This window comes from Arthrobacter sp. KBS0702, assembly GCF_005937985.2.
Classification (GTDB): Bacteria; Actinomycetota; Actinomycetes; order Actinomycetales; family Micrococcaceae; genus Arthrobacter.
In genome coordinates this window covers 3,465,884-3,481,595 of the sequence record NZ_CP042172.1, presented here as the reverse complement: position 1 = coordinate 3,481,595, position 15,712 = coordinate 3,465,884, and the positions used below count along the sequence as shown (strand labels likewise).

15 protein-coding genes are annotated in these 15,712 nt (G+C 68.2%); 7 read left to right on the top strand and 8 right to left on the bottom strand.

The features are described 5' to 3' along the window. Window positions 1-2: 2 nt before the first annotated feature. Together FFF93_RS16050 and FFF93_RS16045 are read right to left on the bottom strand one after the other, a co-directional pair. A complete protein-coding gene (locus FFF93_RS16050; RefSeq protein WP_138768046.1) occupies window positions 3-1,007 on the bottom strand; it encodes an aldo/keto reductase family protein in 1,005 nt (334 codons plus the stop codon). Between the two features lie 40 nt (window positions 1,008-1,047). Then, window positions 1,048-1,620, bottom strand: coding sequence for a hypothetical protein (locus FFF93_RS16045; protein ID WP_186372186.1), 573 nt, complete (start codon window positions 1,618-1,620; stop codon window positions 1,048-1,050). A 213-nt stretch (window positions 1,621-1,833) separates the two neighbouring features. Between FFF93_RS16045 and FFF93_RS16040 the strand changes: the two genes are divergently transcribed. Further along, a complete protein-coding gene (locus FFF93_RS16040; protein ID WP_138768047.1) occupies window positions 1,834-2,226 on the top strand; it encodes a YchJ family protein in 393 nt (130 codons plus the stop codon). Here FFF93_RS16040 and FFF93_RS16035 read toward each other — a convergent pair. From FFF93_RS16035 to FFF93_RS16020, 4 genes are all read right to left on the bottom strand, one after another. Then, on the bottom strand, window positions 2,223-3,182 hold the full coding sequence (locus FFF93_RS16035; RefSeq protein ID WP_138768048.1) for a TIGR04086 family membrane protein: 960 nt from the start codon (window positions 3,180-3,182) through the stop codon (window positions 2,223-2,225). The genes FFF93_RS16040 and FFF93_RS16035 overlap by 4 nt on opposite strands. 166 nt (window positions 3,183-3,348) lie before the next feature. Continuing rightward, on the bottom strand, window positions 3,349-5,364 hold the full coding sequence (locus FFF93_RS16030; protein WP_261375197.1) for an acyl-CoA dehydrogenase family protein: 2,016 nt from the start codon (window positions 5,362-5,364) through the stop codon (window positions 3,349-3,351). Between the two features lie 64 nt (window positions 5,365-5,428). Continuing rightward, entirely contained in the window at window positions 5,429-5,743 is a 315-nt protein-coding gene (locus tag FFF93_RS16025; RefSeq protein ID WP_138768049.1) for a hypothetical protein, read from the bottom strand. Window positions 5,744-5,980: 237 nt separating this feature from the next. Next, window positions 5,981-6,370, bottom strand: a complete 390-nt coding sequence (locus tag FFF93_RS16020) for a PepSY domain-containing protein (RefSeq protein ID WP_138768050.1) — start codon at window positions 6,368-6,370, stop codon at window positions 5,981-5,983. Between the two features lie 149 nt (window positions 6,371-6,519). Between FFF93_RS16020 and FFF93_RS16015 the strand changes: the two genes are divergently transcribed. From FFF93_RS16015 to FFF93_RS16005, 3 genes are read left to right on the top strand one after another with little or no spacing between them, the layout of a single operon-like run. After that, complete coding sequence (locus FFF93_RS16015) at window positions 6,520-7,968, top strand: DUF3375 family protein (protein WP_138768051.1); 1,449 nt, start codon at window positions 6,520-6,522, stop codon at window positions 7,966-7,968. A 2-nt stretch (window positions 7,969-7,970) separates the two neighbouring features. Further along, window positions 7,971-8,840, top strand: coding sequence for a DUF4194 domain-containing protein (locus tag FFF93_RS16010; protein WP_138768052.1), 870 nt, complete (start codon window positions 7,971-7,973; stop codon window positions 8,838-8,840). Further along, complete coding sequence (locus tag FFF93_RS16005) at window positions 8,837-12,310, top strand: ATP-binding protein (protein WP_138768053.1); 3,474 nt, start codon at window positions 8,837-8,839, stop codon at window positions 12,308-12,310. Before FFF93_RS16010 ends, FFF93_RS16005 begins: the two co-directional genes overlap by 4 nt. Before the next feature lie 10 nt (window positions 12,311-12,320). Here the strand turns inward: FFF93_RS16005 and FFF93_RS16000 are convergent, their stop codons facing one another. After that, the gene (locus FFF93_RS16000; RefSeq protein ID WP_138768054.1) at window positions 12,321-12,815 is read right to left on the bottom strand and encodes an FBP domain-containing protein; all 495 of its coding nucleotides are present in this window, start codon (window positions 12,813-12,815) and stop codon (window positions 12,321-12,323) included. Window positions 12,816-13,205: 390 nt separating this feature from the next. On the opposite strand from FFF93_RS16000, the gene FFF93_RS15995 reads away from it, so the two are divergent. Next, a complete protein-coding gene (locus FFF93_RS15995; protein ID WP_261375196.1) occupies window positions 13,206-14,030 on the top strand; it encodes an SGNH/GDSL hydrolase family protein in 825 nt (274 codons plus the stop codon). 1 nt (window position 14,031) lies between these two features. Here the strand turns inward: FFF93_RS15995 and FFF93_RS15990 are convergent, their stop codons facing one another. Continuing rightward, window positions 14,032-14,319, bottom strand: a complete 288-nt coding sequence (locus FFF93_RS15990) for a YciI family protein (RefSeq protein ID WP_138768055.1) — start codon at window positions 14,317-14,319, stop codon at window positions 14,032-14,034. Window positions 14,320-14,399: 80 nt separating this feature from the next. On the opposite strand from FFF93_RS15990, the gene FFF93_RS15985 reads away from it, so the two are divergent. Then, window positions 14,400-14,894, top strand: a complete 495-nt coding sequence (locus FFF93_RS15985) for a MarR family winged helix-turn-helix transcriptional regulator (RefSeq protein ID WP_138768056.1) — start codon at window positions 14,400-14,402, stop codon at window positions 14,892-14,894. A 49-nt stretch (window positions 14,895-14,943) separates the two neighbouring features. Further along, window positions 14,944-15,705 (top strand): SGNH/GDSL hydrolase family protein, encoded by a 762-nt coding sequence (locus FFF93_RS15980; protein WP_138768057.1) that lies wholly within the window; start codon window positions 14,944-14,946, stop codon window positions 15,703-15,705. Window positions 15,706-15,712: the final 7 nt, after the last annotated feature.

Below are 15,712 nucleotides of genomic sequence, written 5' to 3'. Positions count from 1 at the left end.
GGTCAGGCCTCGCGCGAGGCCGGCGACTTGGTCTGTGCTGGGTCGCGCTCTGCGAGGGATCCGATGGCGGCGTCGATTTTGTCCATGATGGCCGGGTCCAGCTTCACGCCGGCCGCGGCCACGTTGCCGGCAATCTGCTCCGGGCGGGAGGCGCCCATGATCGCCGAGGCCACGTTCTTGTTCTGCAGCACCCACGCGATGCTCAGCTGGGCCATGGTGAGCCCGGCCTCCTCGGCGATGGGTTTGAGCTGCTGCACTCCGGTCAGGACCTCGTCGGACATCCAGCGCTCGATCATCCGGGCGCCGCCCTTGGAATCCGTGGCGCGGCTGCCTTCCGGAGCGGGTTTGCCGGGGTGGTACTTGCCGCTCAGCACGCCCTGGGCCATGGGCGACCACACGATCTGGGACAGGCCGAGTTCCTCCGAGGTCGGGACCACCTCGGCCTCGATGACCCGCCACAGCATGGAGTACTGCGGCTGGTTGGAGATCAGCTGGAAACCGAGATCCTTGGCGAGGGCGTGGCCATCACGGATCTGGCTGGCCGTCCACTCGCTGACGCCGATGTACAGCGCCTTGCCCTGCCGCACGATGTCGGCGAAGGCCTGCATGGTCTCTTCCAACGGCGTCTCGTAGTCATAGCGGTGCGCTTGGTAGAGGTCCACGTAGTCCGTCTGCAACCGGGTCAGGGAGCCGTTGATGGATTCCATGATGTGTTTGCGGGACAGTCCCAGGTCGTTGTGCCCCTTGGGGCCGGTGGGGCCAAAGACTTTGGTGAAGATCTCCAGCGACTCGCGCCGCTCGTCCTTCAGGGCCTCCCCCAGGACCTTCTCCGCCGCGGTGTTGGCGTAGACGTCGGCCGTGTCGAAGGTGCTGATTCCGGCGTCGAGCGCTGCCCGCACGCACTGGGTGGCGACGTCGTTCTCCACCTGCGATCCGTGCGTGAGCCAGTTGCCGAAGGTGATTTCGGAGATCTTGAAGCCGCTGTGCCCGAGGTATCTGAATTCCATGGGTTCCAACGTAGCCCAGATGACCGCCCGGGGTAAGGGTTCAGCTGGCCTTGCGCTGCTGGCCCGGCTGCTGGTCCCGTCGCTGGGCTGCCTGCGGTGGCTGGTGCTTGAGCGCGGTGAGCGAGCCGGTGTCCAGCACCGGGCTCTTGGCTGGAAGCGGGGGCTTCGTGAAAGCCCGCGGCGCCGCGGCGGGGGCGCCGTTCCGGTCCGTGGCGGACTCGACGAGCGGCGCGACTTCCTTGATGTCGCGCACCGGAGCTTTCGGGCTGGGAAGTTCACGCACCGATACCCTGACCTCCGGCGCGGTTCCCGCCTTGGCACGGGCATCGGCGCGGGCATCGGCGCGCGCGACGGCGGCGGCCCATGCGGGGGAGAGTTGGGGTTCCTTGCGGGCCGGCTTGGCGGTCTTCGCTGGCCGGTGCGCCTCCGCCGGCGCGGGAGTGGACCGCCGGCCGCGGACCAAGGCGGTAAAGGCCGTGGCAATCAGCCTCCCGAGCCCGGCCATCAGCAAGGTGATGACGAAGGCGGCGAAGACTCCGAGGAACAGCACGAGGCCAACACCGAGGGTGCCGAAAAAGGTCAGGTTCATGGCGATCGTCGTCGGGTCTTCCACTTCGCCTCTCCTCTTCCAACCAGCCTGCAGCGAGGTCCGTGCCGCAATGGTCGTGCCGGGCACCGGCCCCCGTTAACCATACGGACAATCTCCAACGGACACGCGAGGAAATGGGCCCGTCGGGCGGGATGTGTCCAAGCTGATACCTTCGGGCTGCGTCTATAGTCGGAAGCAGCCCATGCCGGAGGTGTCCGGCCCGCCGGAAGGACCCCTTTGACGTCATACCAGGGACATTGCCCGTGCTTGTCGGGTGAGCAGTACGCAGACTGCTGCGGCCGGTACCACCGCGGTGAAGCGGAGGCGCCGACCGCGGAGCAGCTCATGCGGTCCCGCTACAGCGCCTTTGTGGTGCTCGACGCCGGCTACCTGCTGCGCACCTGGCATACGGACACCCGGCCGGCCGCTCTGGAGCTGGATCCTGCTATGCAATGGCGGCGCTTGGACATCGTCTCAACGAGGCGCGGCGGCCCGCTGGACACGGAGGGCACCGTCGAGTTCAAGGCGTACTTCCGGCACGACGGCGAATCCGGGGTCCACCACGAAACGAGCAGTTTCCGGCGCGAGGACCGCCGCTGGTACTACGTTGACGCCCTGACGCTGGCTTAGCGTTCCTCGACGGTCTCCACCGGGGTGAAGCCTGCGCGGTCCACCTTGCGGTGGAAGCGCATGCCGGCCAGGCCGCCCAGCATGGCCCCGATAAGGGCAACCACCGCCACCACGATCGCGGCGACAATGCTGGTGGTGGTGAGGTCGCCCTCGTTGACGGGGATGCGGGGGAAGCTGTTGAGGTTGGCAAGGACGTTGTACTGCTGGCCGGCGGTCATGGCCAGGACGGCGACGACGATGGCCGCGATGAGTGCCCAGATCCACACCATCAAACCCTGCCGCGCCCCGTTGAAGCGGGCCATCCGGCCGGCCACGTAGCCGCCGCAGTAGTAGGACACGAACAGGATCACGAGCAGTGTAATGATGCCCGCGATTCCTACGCTTTGGTTGCCCGAGGCCTGGTTGACGGCGTCGTTGACATTCGTGTGGGTGGCAAGGCCGACGGCGGTGCCGGCAGCGGCCACCAGGGCGGTCAGCAGCACGGCCATGCCGGTCGCGGCGAGCCAGCCGAAGAACGCGGACCCGATTTTGACGCCGCCGAACTGTTCCTTCTCGCGGGCCACCACAGTTTCGCGGGTGGGCACCTCTTCGACGACGACGTCGTGATTGTGGCGGGCGTGGTCGTCGCGGGTCCCGTGGATCGCCTGGTTGTCGCGGCCGGCGGCAGCGCCGGCAGTTGAGCCTGCCGCGGCGCCGGCGAGGGGTGCGGCGGGGAAGGCGCGCGTCTCGCTGGCGTGCTGCTCACGGTCTTCGGCGCGGTCTTCGGCGCGGGCCTGAGCGCGGGTCTCGGCCCGGTCTTGAGCGCGCGATTCGGTGCGCGCGTCGGCCGCGACGGGGCCTTCAGCGGTCACGCCGTCCTGACGCGCATCATGGATCCGGGCCTCCCGATCCAGGGTTCCGTTTTCCTCGCGTGCCCGGCGGGGCATGCGGTCTTCGGGGCCTGCTGTGCTGCTCATGATGGCTGCTCGCTTTCATTGATTGACCCGAACTCATCGTTTGATCCGGGCACGGCAATGCTTCGACCGTCATCAGGTCTTGGCTCCACCTAACCACGCCGCCGGACCAATAGCAAGGATGCTTACTATCTGATCCGTACGGCGTCTGCGCGGGCATCGGCGCACGTCAGCGGTACTTTCGGTGCAGGTTCTCCTTCACCGAGGCGCGCGGGCTGGCATCCGCAATCCAGGGACCGGTCCCCTCGGACTGGTCCAGTACCCCGGCCTCCAGCCACTCGTAGTCGCCGGCGAGCACCGCGCGGGCCAGGACGCGGTCGCCGTCGTCGGTGTTGCGCCAGAGCTGGTCGAAATACTCCTCGACCCGGACCCGCGCCTGCTCGCAGTAGGCGTCGGCGAGTTCGTAGCCGGAGGCCCCCCGCTCCGGGGCGGTCCGCAGCAGCATTTCCGCCCGGGAGCAGCACGCCGCCATCGCGAACAGCTCGGCGCCGATATCCACGATCCGGCCCAGGAAGGCCTGTTTGTGCTCAAGCTTCGCCTGCCAGCGGCCCATGCCGTAGAAAGTCTGCCGCGCCAGCCGCCGCGATGCCCGCTCCACGAAGCGCAGGTGCCGGGCGAGCCGGCCGAAGTCGCCGAAGGAGCGCGGATCCATGCCGGTGCCGGCCACCAGCTTCGGCAGCCACCTCGCGTAGAACCCGGAGGCCCCGACCGCGGCCTTGGCCTTTTCGGACAGGCTTGCGTCCTCCGAACCGAGGGCCCCGGCAGCGGCCAGGTGGGCGTCCACGGCCTCGCGTGCGATCAGGAGCCGCATGATTTCCGAGGACCCCTCAAAGATCCGGTTGATCCGCATGTCCCGCAGCTGCTGTTCCGCCGGAACCGCGCGCTCGCCGCGGGCCTCAAGCGAGTCGGCTGTTTCGAAGCCGCGTCCGCCGCGGATCTGGACCAGTTCGTCGGCGATCCGGCAGCTGATCTCGGTGGACCAGAGCTTCGCGAGCGCCGCTTCGATCCGGACGTCCTTTTGCCCGGCGTCGGCCAGCTCGGCGGAGAGCTCGAACACGGCGTCCAGGGCGAAGGCGCTCGCGGCGATAAAGGCGATCTTCTTGCCCACCGCCTCGTGTTGCCCAACCGGGCGGCCCCACTGGGTCCGGGCGTTGGACCATTCCCGGGCGATCTTCAGGCTCCAGCGGCCGGACGCCACGCAGAGCGCGGGGATGGAGAGCCGGCCGGTGTTGAGCGTGGTGAGAGCGATTTTCAGGCCCTGGCCCTCGCGGCCCAGCCGGTTGGAGGCCGGCACGCGCACCTGGTGGAAGCGTGTCACGCCGTTCTCGATGCCACGCAGGCCCATAAAAGCGTTGCGGTTCTCCACCGTGATGCCGGGGGAGTCCATTTCCACGACGAACGCGCTGATGCCGCCCTTGTGCTCGGTGCCGTCCGCGCTGGTGTGCGCGGGGACGAGCGCCATCACCACCACAAGTTCCGCGATCACGCCGTTCGTGGTCCACAGCTTCACACCGTCCAGCACGTACGACGCCCCGTCCTCGGAGGGGACGGCCGTGCTGCCCATCCGGGCCGGGTCGCTGCCGACGTCGGGCTCGGTGAGCAGGAACGCGGTTACGGCACCGGCGGCGCAGCGCGGGAGGTACTCCTGCTTCTGCTCCGGCGTGCCGAAAACCTTCACCGGCTCCGGCACGCCGATCGACTGGTGCGCGGAGAGGAGCGCTCCGAGGCTGGGGTGGACCGAGCCCAGCAGGGCCAGTGCACGGCCGTAGTAGACCAGTGACAGGCCCAGACCGCCGTATTCGCGGGGGATCTTCATGCCGAACACGCCGAGGCCGGCCAACCCGGCGAGGTATTCGTCGGGAATCCGGGCGTCGCGCTCGATTTTGCGTCCGGACATGGTCCGGCAGTAGGCGGTCAGGCGGTCCATGAACGCTTCGCCGCGTTCGACGTCGTCCGCCGGCGCCTGAGGCCAGGGGTGGATGAGGCTGAGGTCGAAGCTGCCGAGGTAGAGGCCCTTGGCGAAACTGGGCCGGTCCCAGCTGGTATCGCGGGCGGCCTCGGCGACGGCCCGGGCATCGGCGGCGGTGGCCTCGGGCCCGATCTTCTGCGCGGCCACCGGTATCTCGGCGGCGGGGCTGTCGGTGGCTGGATCTTCAGTGGCTGGGTTGTCGACGGCGGAGCTCACGGGGCATCTCCTCTAACCGGGTTGGCCGGCTCGAGCCCTGGATCCGCCGCGGGTGGAGGACCCTTCAGCTGTCCCGCAATACTACCCGCGGGTAGGTGCCGGTACTAGGGGAAGACTGCCCTATCAGGTCGCCGGGGAAATCGCCCGGGAGCTCCACTGTGCCGGCGTGATGGACCAGCCGGTCCCAGGCGTCGTTGATACCGTGGACCGCCCCGAACAGCAGGCTCGCCGCAACGAACCAGGCCAGCCGGCCGACGCCCAGCAGAGCCAGCGCCACGAAGGCCGCCGTCATGATGAAGAAGGTCAGGAGGAGGCCGAAAAACAGTGTTCCCAGGAACACCATGGTGGCCGTTTCCACCGCGCTTAGATCGAACTGCATTCTTCCTCCTGCACCGTCGCTTCGGCTGAATCAGTAGCCCGAGCGTAGGGTGCCGGAAGGGGGCCCAGCCAGAGTCGCGGGGCGCGTCGGGGGGTCTTGATACGGGATCGAAATGCTACCCGTGCGTAGGTCACGGAGAGGTCGCGGAAACCTCACCAGTAACAGGCGTTACACGCTGGGCCCGCGTTTGCCGCGCGCTTTTGCGCTGCCCGCCGCGGCGCATCGGCGCGCGGTACGTCAGTCGTCCAGCTCGGCAGCCCCCTGGGCCAGGACCTGGAAGTCCGAACCGAGCTGGACCTCAACCGTCCGGCCGTCGTTGAGGCGCACCTTCACCTCGTAGGCCGTGCCGCCGTCGTTTTCCCGCTCCACTTCGGTGACGCTGCCCTGCCCGACCCTGGCCAGTGCCGCGCTCGCGGCCTGGTCCCGGTCCGCGCCGGTGAGGGGCGCCAGACCCGCGTCGTCCGCGTCCGAATCGTGCGAGTCGTCATCCGGCTGCGGCGCGATACTCACGCCGGGTACCGGGTTGTTGGGCCCCAACAGGCCGTCCGCAGCGACGGCCACCGTGGCGCCGCCCAGGACTACCGCCGCCGTCGCCGCTCCTATGATCCATGCAGTCTTGGTCCGCATGACGGTCTCCTCCCACGTGGTCTTCCCAGTGTCCTCCCGCTGCGCTGCAGGTTCAACGGTTTTTCCCGAGGCCCTGCGTTAACCTTGTAGTTGGCAGTTTCCTTTGATCCGCTGCCCGACCCCACCCCGCGGCAGCGATTGGAGAATGCGTGTCCCGTTCCGCCGTGTCCTCCGCCGAGGCCATCAGCGCCCGGCTCCGGGACCTCGAACTCCTCACCAAGGGACCTGCCTGGGCGCTGACCCGCTCGGCCCCGTGGGTGATCGCCGTGCTGCAGGCGTCCTTCACCCGGACCCGGCCGCAGCTTCCGCTCGAACAGTTCCATGCCGACGTCGACGCTTTCCTGGAGCAGCTCCGCCGCCAGGAACCGGGGCTCGGCGGCTCCGCCAACGGCAAGGGGTTCGGCGACGAGTGGACCCGCAAGAACTTCCTGACCCGGCGAAACCAGTCCGGCCAGATCGTCTACGAGGTCACGGAGCCCGCGGCCCGTGTCCTGGCCTTTCTGGACAGCCTCTCCAGCGAACGTTCCACCCTCAACGGTTCCCGGCTCGGCACGCTGCTGGGCGACGTCGAAAAGCTCGCCAACGAAACCAACCCGGACCAAAGCGCCCGGCTGGAGTCTTTGGAGGAGGAGATCGGCGAACGCCGCCAGCTCATCGAGGAGATCAGCTCCGGCGAGTTCGACGGGCTGCTCGACGACGAGGAAGCCGTCGAGGCCGCCGGCAACATCCTGGACCTCGCGGCGAGCCTGCCCGCGGACTACAAGAAGATGCGTGACCGGATCGAGGAGCTGGTGGGCGAGCTCCGCAACCAGATCATCGAGGAGTCCCTGAGCAAGGGCGCCACCATGGCGCAGGTGCTGGAGGCGGACAAGCGGCTGCGGCAGAGCCCGGAAGGCAGGACGTTCCGGTCCTTCACCGCGTTCCTGGAGGACCCGCAGCAGCAGCTCCGCTTCCGTTCCGCGATCGGGGAGGTGCTCAGCCGGCAGTTCGCGGACGAGCTCAGCCACGACGAACGCGAGACGTTGAAGAACCTGGTGGCCGAACTGCGCACCCAGCACAGCCAGATCCAGCGGATCTACGGCAAACTCAGCGAAAGCCTCAACACCTACGTCCAGAGCGACGACTACCGCCAGTCCGTCCGGCTCCGCAAGGTCCTGCGCGAGGCCGAGCAAGCGATCCGTGCTCTGCCCTACGAACGGGAGCGGCCGGGATTGGTCCGCGGCCCGGTGCTCTTTAATGCCGGCTTCGAGTCCCTGGCGATGGTCAAGCTCTTCGACCCCGACGAGTTCGCCGCGCCGCCGAAGCTGGCGGACCCGATCGCGTTCAGCGACTCGGACCGGGTGCGCTCGCCGAGGACCGGCAAGGCCAGCCCCGAAGCCATCCGCGCCGCCGTCGCCGGGGCGTCCACCCTCGCCGAGGCCTGGGAACAGCTCCCGGATACGGAACGCCACATCAACTCCATCCGCGCGCTGCTTTCGCACGCGCTGCACCAGGGCGCCGGTTTCGACCGCGAGGCCTGGGCGCCGCTGGACTTCGAACAGATCGACGGCTCCACGCGCACCGCGTACCTGCCCGTCGTCACGCTCAAGAAGGATTGAAGATGACCGAAGAGACCACGACGGCGGACGTGCCCTCCGCGCCGGCAGCGCCGGACAACCAGGGCGACCACGTCCGCAGCGACCCGTTCACCGTTACCCCGCGCGACACCTTCGTCGACGGCGCCGCCCTCTTCCCGGGCGACACAGGCGTGCTCCCGATGAAAGTCCGGCAGGCCCTGGTGAAGCTCCTCAAGGGCCCGTACATTGACGGCGGACGCGACGAGAAGTTGTGGACCACCCTGCTGGATAACCAGCTGATCCTGCGCAGCCGCCTCTCCGAGCTCTTCCTGAGCCTGCAGCTGGACCACGAACGAAAGGTGGCCGTGCTGCGCCCGGTGGATCCCGAGGCGATCGGCGGCAGCACCCGCTCCAGCATCCTGCGCCAGCAACGGGCCCTGAGCCGCGTCGAAACCATCGTGCTGCTGCGCCTGCGCCTGCTTCTGGACCGCCACGTCACCGCCCAGACCGACCCCACGATCACGCGCGAGGAAATCGCCGACCTCGTGGCCCACTACCAGCCCGCCGGCCAGCAGGACGCCCTGCGCGATTCCGACGTCGTCAACCGCGCCATCACCAAGCTCCTGGCCCGCCAGCTCCTCCTCACCACCAGCCTCGACGAGGTCTACACCATCTCCAACGCCCTCCCGCTGGCCCTCCCCTTCGAAAACATCGGCGACATCCCGGCCCAGATCGAGGCCCTCATCGCAGCCAGCACCGACCCCGCCGGCACCGAACCCCTCCTGGACCTCGACAGCGACGGGGTCGCGAGCTCTGATGACGACTCGGACGACGACGGTTCCGTGACGGACAGCAGCGGCGACGCCGGTGGGGCCGCGCAAGGCGCCAACAACGAAGCGGAGGACGCCGAATGAGCATCGCAACCATGCTCCCGCTGGGCGAGCTCACGAACCCCGGCCAGATGCGCCTCGCCCTCGTCCAGGTCGTCAACTGGGGCACGTTCCACGGCGCCCACACGATGCACGTGGACCGCAACGGCACCCTGCTGACCGGCAATTCGGGCGTCGGAAAGTCCACGCTGTTCGACGCGATGCTCCGGGTCTTCGATGCCCGGCCGCGTTCGAACGAGGCCGCGGCCCAGCGCGCCGGCGGGGCCGTCGAGGACAAGCGGACCACCTTCACGTACATGCGCGGCAAGGTGGGGGACAAGGCCGTCGGCGAGGGCTCGGCGAGTGCCTTCCAGCGCCCCGGCGCCACCTGGTCCGCCGTCGCACTGACCTTCGACAACGCTGTGGGCACCCGCGTGACCATCTCCGCGCTCTTCGACCTGCCCAAGAACGGCACCGAATCGAGCGTCGGCCGGTACTACCTGATCGACAACAAGCCGCTGGACCTGGCCGCGGTCGAAGGTATCGCGGAGAAGCGGTTTACCAAGTCGGCGCTGGATGCGATCTTCCCGGATGCCCAGATCTTCGACGTCCACAAGGCCTTCGCGGAACGCTTTCGGCGTCTGCTCGGCATCAACTCGGACCAGGCACTGCCACTGCTGCGCGTCATCCAGGCCGGCAAGGGCCTGGGCGGCAGCGTCAACACCTTCTTCCGTGACCAGGTCCTGGACGCGCCAGCTACGCTCGCCGCCGCGGACGACGTCGTCGAGGAGTTCAGCAACCTGATGTCCATCCGGCAGCGGCTCGAGGACGTCCGGCAGCAACGCGACCAGCTGGCACCCGTCCCCGGACTGAACAAGGAATACGCCCAGTCCCTGCTCGACGCGAACCGGCTCCGTGACCTCTCCGGCGAGGAATTCGAAGCCTACAAACAGCAACTGGCCATCACGGTCCACGAGAAGACCCTGGAGCGCTTCAAGGCGCTGGCCCAGGCGAAAGCCAAAGAACTCGGCGCCGAACGCGGCGTCCGCGACGGGCTGGCCAAGGAACTGCGCGAGCTCGAGGCGGACTACAACAACCAGGGCGGCAATGCGATCTCCGCGATCGAGCAGTCGCTGGAAAATGCCCGGGTGGGCCTCAAGCTCCGCCAGCAGGTCGAAGAATCCGCACGGAAGGCCCTGACCGACGCCGGGCTGGAGCTTGAGTGGACCGCTGCCGGCTGGGAGCAGGCGCACGAGCACGCGGCCGCACGCTCGGCTGAACTCAAGGACGACTCGGAGGCGCTCAAGGAACTGCGCTTCGAGGCTTTCGACGGCCACGCGACCAGGAAGCGCGAGCTCGCCGCGGCCCAGCAGGAACTCGTCTCGCTCAAGACGCGCAAGTCGCTGCTGCCGCCGTCGAGCATCGAGAACCGCAGTGCCATCGCGGCGGCCACCGGCGTCCCGGAAGAGCAGATGCCGTTCGGCGGCGAGCTGATCGACCTCGCCGAGGGGCAGGAACAGTGGCGGCCGGCCGCCGAGCGTGCGCTTCGCAGCCTCGCCACCACGCTGCTGGTCCCCGGCGAGCACTTCGCGGCCGTCACCCGTTACCTGAACGACCACGCGGTCCGCGGTGCGCTCCGCGCCGTGGACGTCTCGAAGCCGCTTGCCGGCGGTGCCCTGGCCGTGGAGGACGCGGCCGACGGCGAGCTGCTGAGCAAGCTGGATATCCTCACCGCCGGTCCGGCCGCGGAGGCGGGCGAGTGGATCCGCGAGCGGATCGCCCTCGACTTCGCCTACCCCTGCGTGGAGGACCCGGACGAGCTGGCACGGCTGGACAAGGGCCTGAGCCTGGGCGGAGTGGTCAAGCGCAACCGCCACACGGTGGAGAAGGACGACCGGTTCACCTCCCGGCAGGACTACGTCCTCGGCTTCGACAACGCCGCGAAGCTCGAACTGGTCGCCGCGCAGGTCGAGGACCTGCAACAGGAGCTCGCCAAGGCCGCCGAACTGGCCCAAAGCCGGGAAGAATCCCACCAGGGCATGACCCGCCAGCTCGAAGCCCTGCGCCGGGTGGCCGACGACCACCGGCCCTGGGAACAGGTCTCGGCCGCGGTGGCCGCGGACGAACTCGCCCGGATCGAGCAGCGGCTGAAGGATGCCCTCGCCGCGCAGGCCGACCTTGAGCCGCTGCGCGCCAACATCGAGGCCGCCCGGCACAAACACCAGTCCAGCACCGAAGCAGCCGCCGTGCTCCAAAGCGAGTACAAGGCCCTCGACTCACAGCTGACCACGGCGGATTCGCTGCTCGACGCCGCGCGGGGGCGACTGGAACAGTCGCCGCCGTCGGAGGCCACCGCCGTCGCGCTGGAGCCCTACTTCGCGGACTTCGGCGAGGTGCTGGAAATGCACGAACTCGACAACCTCGCCAACCAGGTCCGGACCCGGCTGCTTGCCGAGCTGCACGCGGCGGAGTCGCGGGGCCAGGCCACCTCGGAGCGGCTCACCCGCATCTTCGAGGGTTTCGTCCGCGAGTGGGGCACGGCAATCTCCGCCGACCACGGCACCTCGATCGGCGCCGCGGGCGAGTTCGAAACGCGCTACCACGCGATTGTCAGCGATGGCCTGCCCGCGCAGGAGGCCGAGTTCCGGCAGTTCTTCAACCAGCGTACGCACGAGTCATTCAGTACGCTGCTGCACCTGCTGGATGAGGAACGCCGCTCCATCACGAGCCGCATCCTTCCGTTGAACGGGATTCTCTCCGAGGTGAACTTCCACGAAGGAAGCTTCCTGGAACTCGACATCAAGCAGACGCTGCCCGCCACCGCCAAGCAGTTCAAGGACGCCATCCAGAACGCGCTCAAGGTCCGGCACACCCGGCCGGGCAAGGCCGCGGTCCCCGCCGTCGGCTCGGACACGGACGACGACGCCGAGCTCACCAGCCGCTACAAGTCGCTCGAGACGCTGGTGAAGCGCCTCGGTTCGCAGACCCCCGAGGACCGGCGCTGGCGCGCCGAGGTGCTGGACGTCCGCGGCCACCTGTTCATCCAGTGCAAGGAGCACCGCGAGGTGCAGGGGCCCGATTCCAAGGCGGGCAAGGGCGGCCGCAAACGGACCGAGGTGTTTATGCACGCGGACACCGGCTCGATGTCCGGCGGCGAGCGGCAACGCTTCACCGCGTTCATCATGGCGGCGGCGCTGAGCTACCAGCTGGGCATCGCCGAGCAGGGCTTCACCACCTATGGCACCGTGATGATGGACGAGGCCTTCGTTCTCGCCTCTGAGGAATTCGCCGGCGCCGGCATCAAGGCGCTGCACGAATTCGGCTTCCAGCTGCTCCTGGCCGCGCCGGAGAATGTGATCGACCTGTCGAGGCACCTCGGCTCGGTCACGGAGATCCTGCGGGACAAGCGGACCAACCGCTCCGGTGTCCTCACGGCCCCGGTGATCGCCCCGGGCCCCGGCTCCGGGGGGAGCTGGCGGTCCGAGGCGAACCCGGTGGACATCATCCTCCGCTGACCCCGCGTTGCTACGTTCCCTTGACGCGCTCGAGGAACTGGGCGGTGCGCGCCGCCATCCCGGCGATCTGCCGCAGCACGACGGCGGCCGGGTCCGGGTTGATGTCGTTGGCAGGAGGCTCAACCCGCACGTTGCGGCAGCAGCCGAACTCGGCGCAGATCAGGGTGCCCACGGTGTTGCCGTTGCGTCCGGACTGTCCGGCCCGCTTGGCGACCCACAGCACGACGTCGTCCTTGGAGAAGATGTCGCGGCACAGCTCACAGAGGACCGAACGGTTCTTCTTGGCCCCGCCTTCGGGGGCCCGCAGCATGATTCCGGTGGGGCCCTTCGGGCCGGGCACGACCAGATAGCCGCGCAACGGCATCTTCTCGTCCCGCCAGCCCAGGAAGTCGAGGCGCTCCCAGTCCAGGGCATCGAAGTTCTTGGGCAAATTGAGTTTGGCCGCTTCCGACCGGCTCGCGTTGATGAAGGACGAACGGATCTGCTGGGCCGTGATTTTTTGCATGGTGAAAACTTTCGGAATCGGATGGTCCGGCCGGGCGGCTGTTTTCAGCGCGCCGGAGCGGTATAGGCAGGGCACTGCCAGCCTGTGACTCCGGGTGGAACCGGGCGTTTCCGCGGACTCAGTCCGCGGCGATACCCGACGGTCCGGAGAGAGCTGGCAACTGTGCGTCCGCGGAGCAGGCCAGAACGGCCACCCCGCTCACCGCGGCAACAGTCATCGTGGCGATGCCCATGCTCACTCCCCATCAGAAATCTTCAGGGCCGGTTCCGATTCGCCGGCCGCGCCAATCCTTGCAAAGCTCCGGAGGCCTGTCCAGTTTGGCGTTCCCCGTGCGCCGACTGTTTACCCGGCCTTTCCCTGCTGGCCGGGTGGGCCGGTTAGCGTGGAGCCGTGGCCGAGAACCTTCTGCATCCAGGCCCGAACGGGCGGCGGGTCTTCGTTGCCCTCGGGGATTCTTTCACCGAGGGAGTGGGGGACCGCAGCGCCAGGCTGCCCAACGGGGTGCGCGGCTGGGCGGACCGCGTGGCCGAGAAGCTGGCGAAGGCGGAACCCGGGTGGGAGTACGCGAACCTGGCGATCCGCAGCAAGCGGCTGCGCCACATCATCGCCGAGCAGTTGGAGCCGGCCTTGGCCATGGAACCGAGCCTGGTCACCCTTTACGCCGGCGGCAACGACATCCTGGATTTCGGCACGGACATCGAAGACTTGATGGACGACTACGAGTACCTCGTGGCGAAGCTGGCCGCCAGCGGTGCCACCGTTGTGCTGTTCACCGGCTTCGACGTCAAGGTCTCGGTCCTGCTCGAGCCGCTGAAGAGGCGCAACACCCTCTACAACCGACGCGTGAGGGAACTGGCCGAGTGGTACGGCGCGGTGCTGGTGGACTACTGGTGCTTTGAGGCCTTCCACGACCCCCGAATGTGGGACACGGACCGGCTGCATATGTCCAAGGCCGGCCACAAGTACCTGGCCGCGCAGGTCCTGGACCATCTCGGCGTGCCGCACAACATCAGCCCCAAGGAATGGGAGCCCCCGGACCGGCTTGGTCTTCGGGATTGGGAGCGACGGCAGCGCCGTTGGGTGCACGACTGGGTGCTCCCCCTCTTTGGCCGCAAGCTGCGCGGCGTCACGCTGGGGGACCAGCTGAGCCCGCGCTGGCCCGAACCGGTGAGGGTGCCCCGAAAAGGCGGCCTGAAGAAGCTGCTGCCCGGCTGAGCTAGCTGTCCAGCAGGTTCTCGTACCCGGGTGCGACGCGGCTGGCGTGGAACTCCTCGACGTCGAAGTCGGCCACGCCGTTGACGTAGAAGGGGTCCTGGGCCAGCGCGGCGTCCAAGTCGGCGCGGTCCGCGTTGGAGAGCAGCAGCCCGCCGGTGCGCGGGATCTTGCGTCCCGCCACCATAAAGACTCCGCGGTCGAAGGCGTCCTGCAGCCAGGCCACGTGCGCCGGCAGGTGGAAGTCGACGATCTCTTCGGGCACTTTGTAGGTCAGCGAGACTACGTACATAGCGCCAGCCTACCGCCTGCCCAAGACGGCGGGCAGGTCGAAGTTGAACCCTCAAGCATCGAGTCTCCTAGAATGGAGCCATGACCGAACCGCGCTGGCTCAATGCCGACGAACGCCGTGCCTGGCTGGCCCAGCTGAGCATCAACACGCTGCTGCCCGCGGCGCTGGACACGCAGCTGCACGCGGCCGGAAAACTCTCGCTGTTCGACTACAACGTCCTGGCCATGCTTTCCGAGGCGGAGGGCCGCTACCTGCCCATGAGCGAACTCGCGGCGCGCACCAGTGCCTCGCTGTCGCGGCTCTCCCATGTGGTGACCAAGCTCCAGAACCGCGGGTGGCTGGAGCGCCGGCCCCACCCCGGAGACGCCCGTGTCACCACGGCCCACCTCACCGACGCCGGCATGGCCACCATCGTGGGACTCGCGCCGGGCCATGTGGAGGCCGTCCGGGCACTGTTCCTCGACGCCCTCGATCCGGACGACGTCGCGCACCTGGCCCGCATCGGCGAGAAGATCGTCTCCCGCCTGGACGCCGGGCACTGGATCCTGCGCGACAGCAACCTGCCCCCTTCCTAGCGGCAGGGCCGCGGTGGTTGCTCTCAGCAACAGATGGCAAACTGGGTCCATGGATTTTACGGCCCGCTATGTTGCACTCGGAGACTCTTTCACGGAAGGCGTCGGCGACGACGCCCCGGCCCGCCCCAACGGGGTGCGCGGCTGGGCCGACCGGGTCGCCGAGCAGCTGGGTGCGGCCGACCCGGGCTTCGGCTACGCCAATCTCGCCATCCGCGGACGGAAGCTCCGCCAGATCATGGCCGAGCAGGTGGACGCCGCCGTCGCGCTCAACCCCACCCTGGTGACCATCTACGCCGGCGCGAATGACATCCTCCGGCCGAAGGTCAACATCGATGACCTGCTGGTCGAATACGACGCGGGCATCCGCAAACTGAAGGCCACCGGCGCCACCGTGGTGATGTTCACCGGCTTCGACGCCCGCGGATCCAAGGTTTTTGGGACCATGCGCGGCCGCACCGCGATCTACAACGAACTGGTCCGCGGCATTGCCGGGGACCACGATGCGCTGCTGGTGGACTACTGGCGGTTCAGCGAGTACTACGACTGGGGCATGTGGGCCACCGACCGTATGCACATGTCCGCCGCCGGCCATGCCAACATGGCCAAGCGGGTCCTCACCGTGCTGGAGCACGACCACTCGATCGACGTCCCGCCGATGACGCCGGTCCCGGAACTCAGCCGCTCCGAGGCAATCCGCGCGAACGCCCGCTGGGTACGCGAATTCGCCGGCCCGTGGGTGGTTCGCCGGGTCACCGGAAAGTCCTCCGGCGACGGGCTCTCTCCGCGGTATCCTCAGCTCACACGCCTTTAGCAACGCA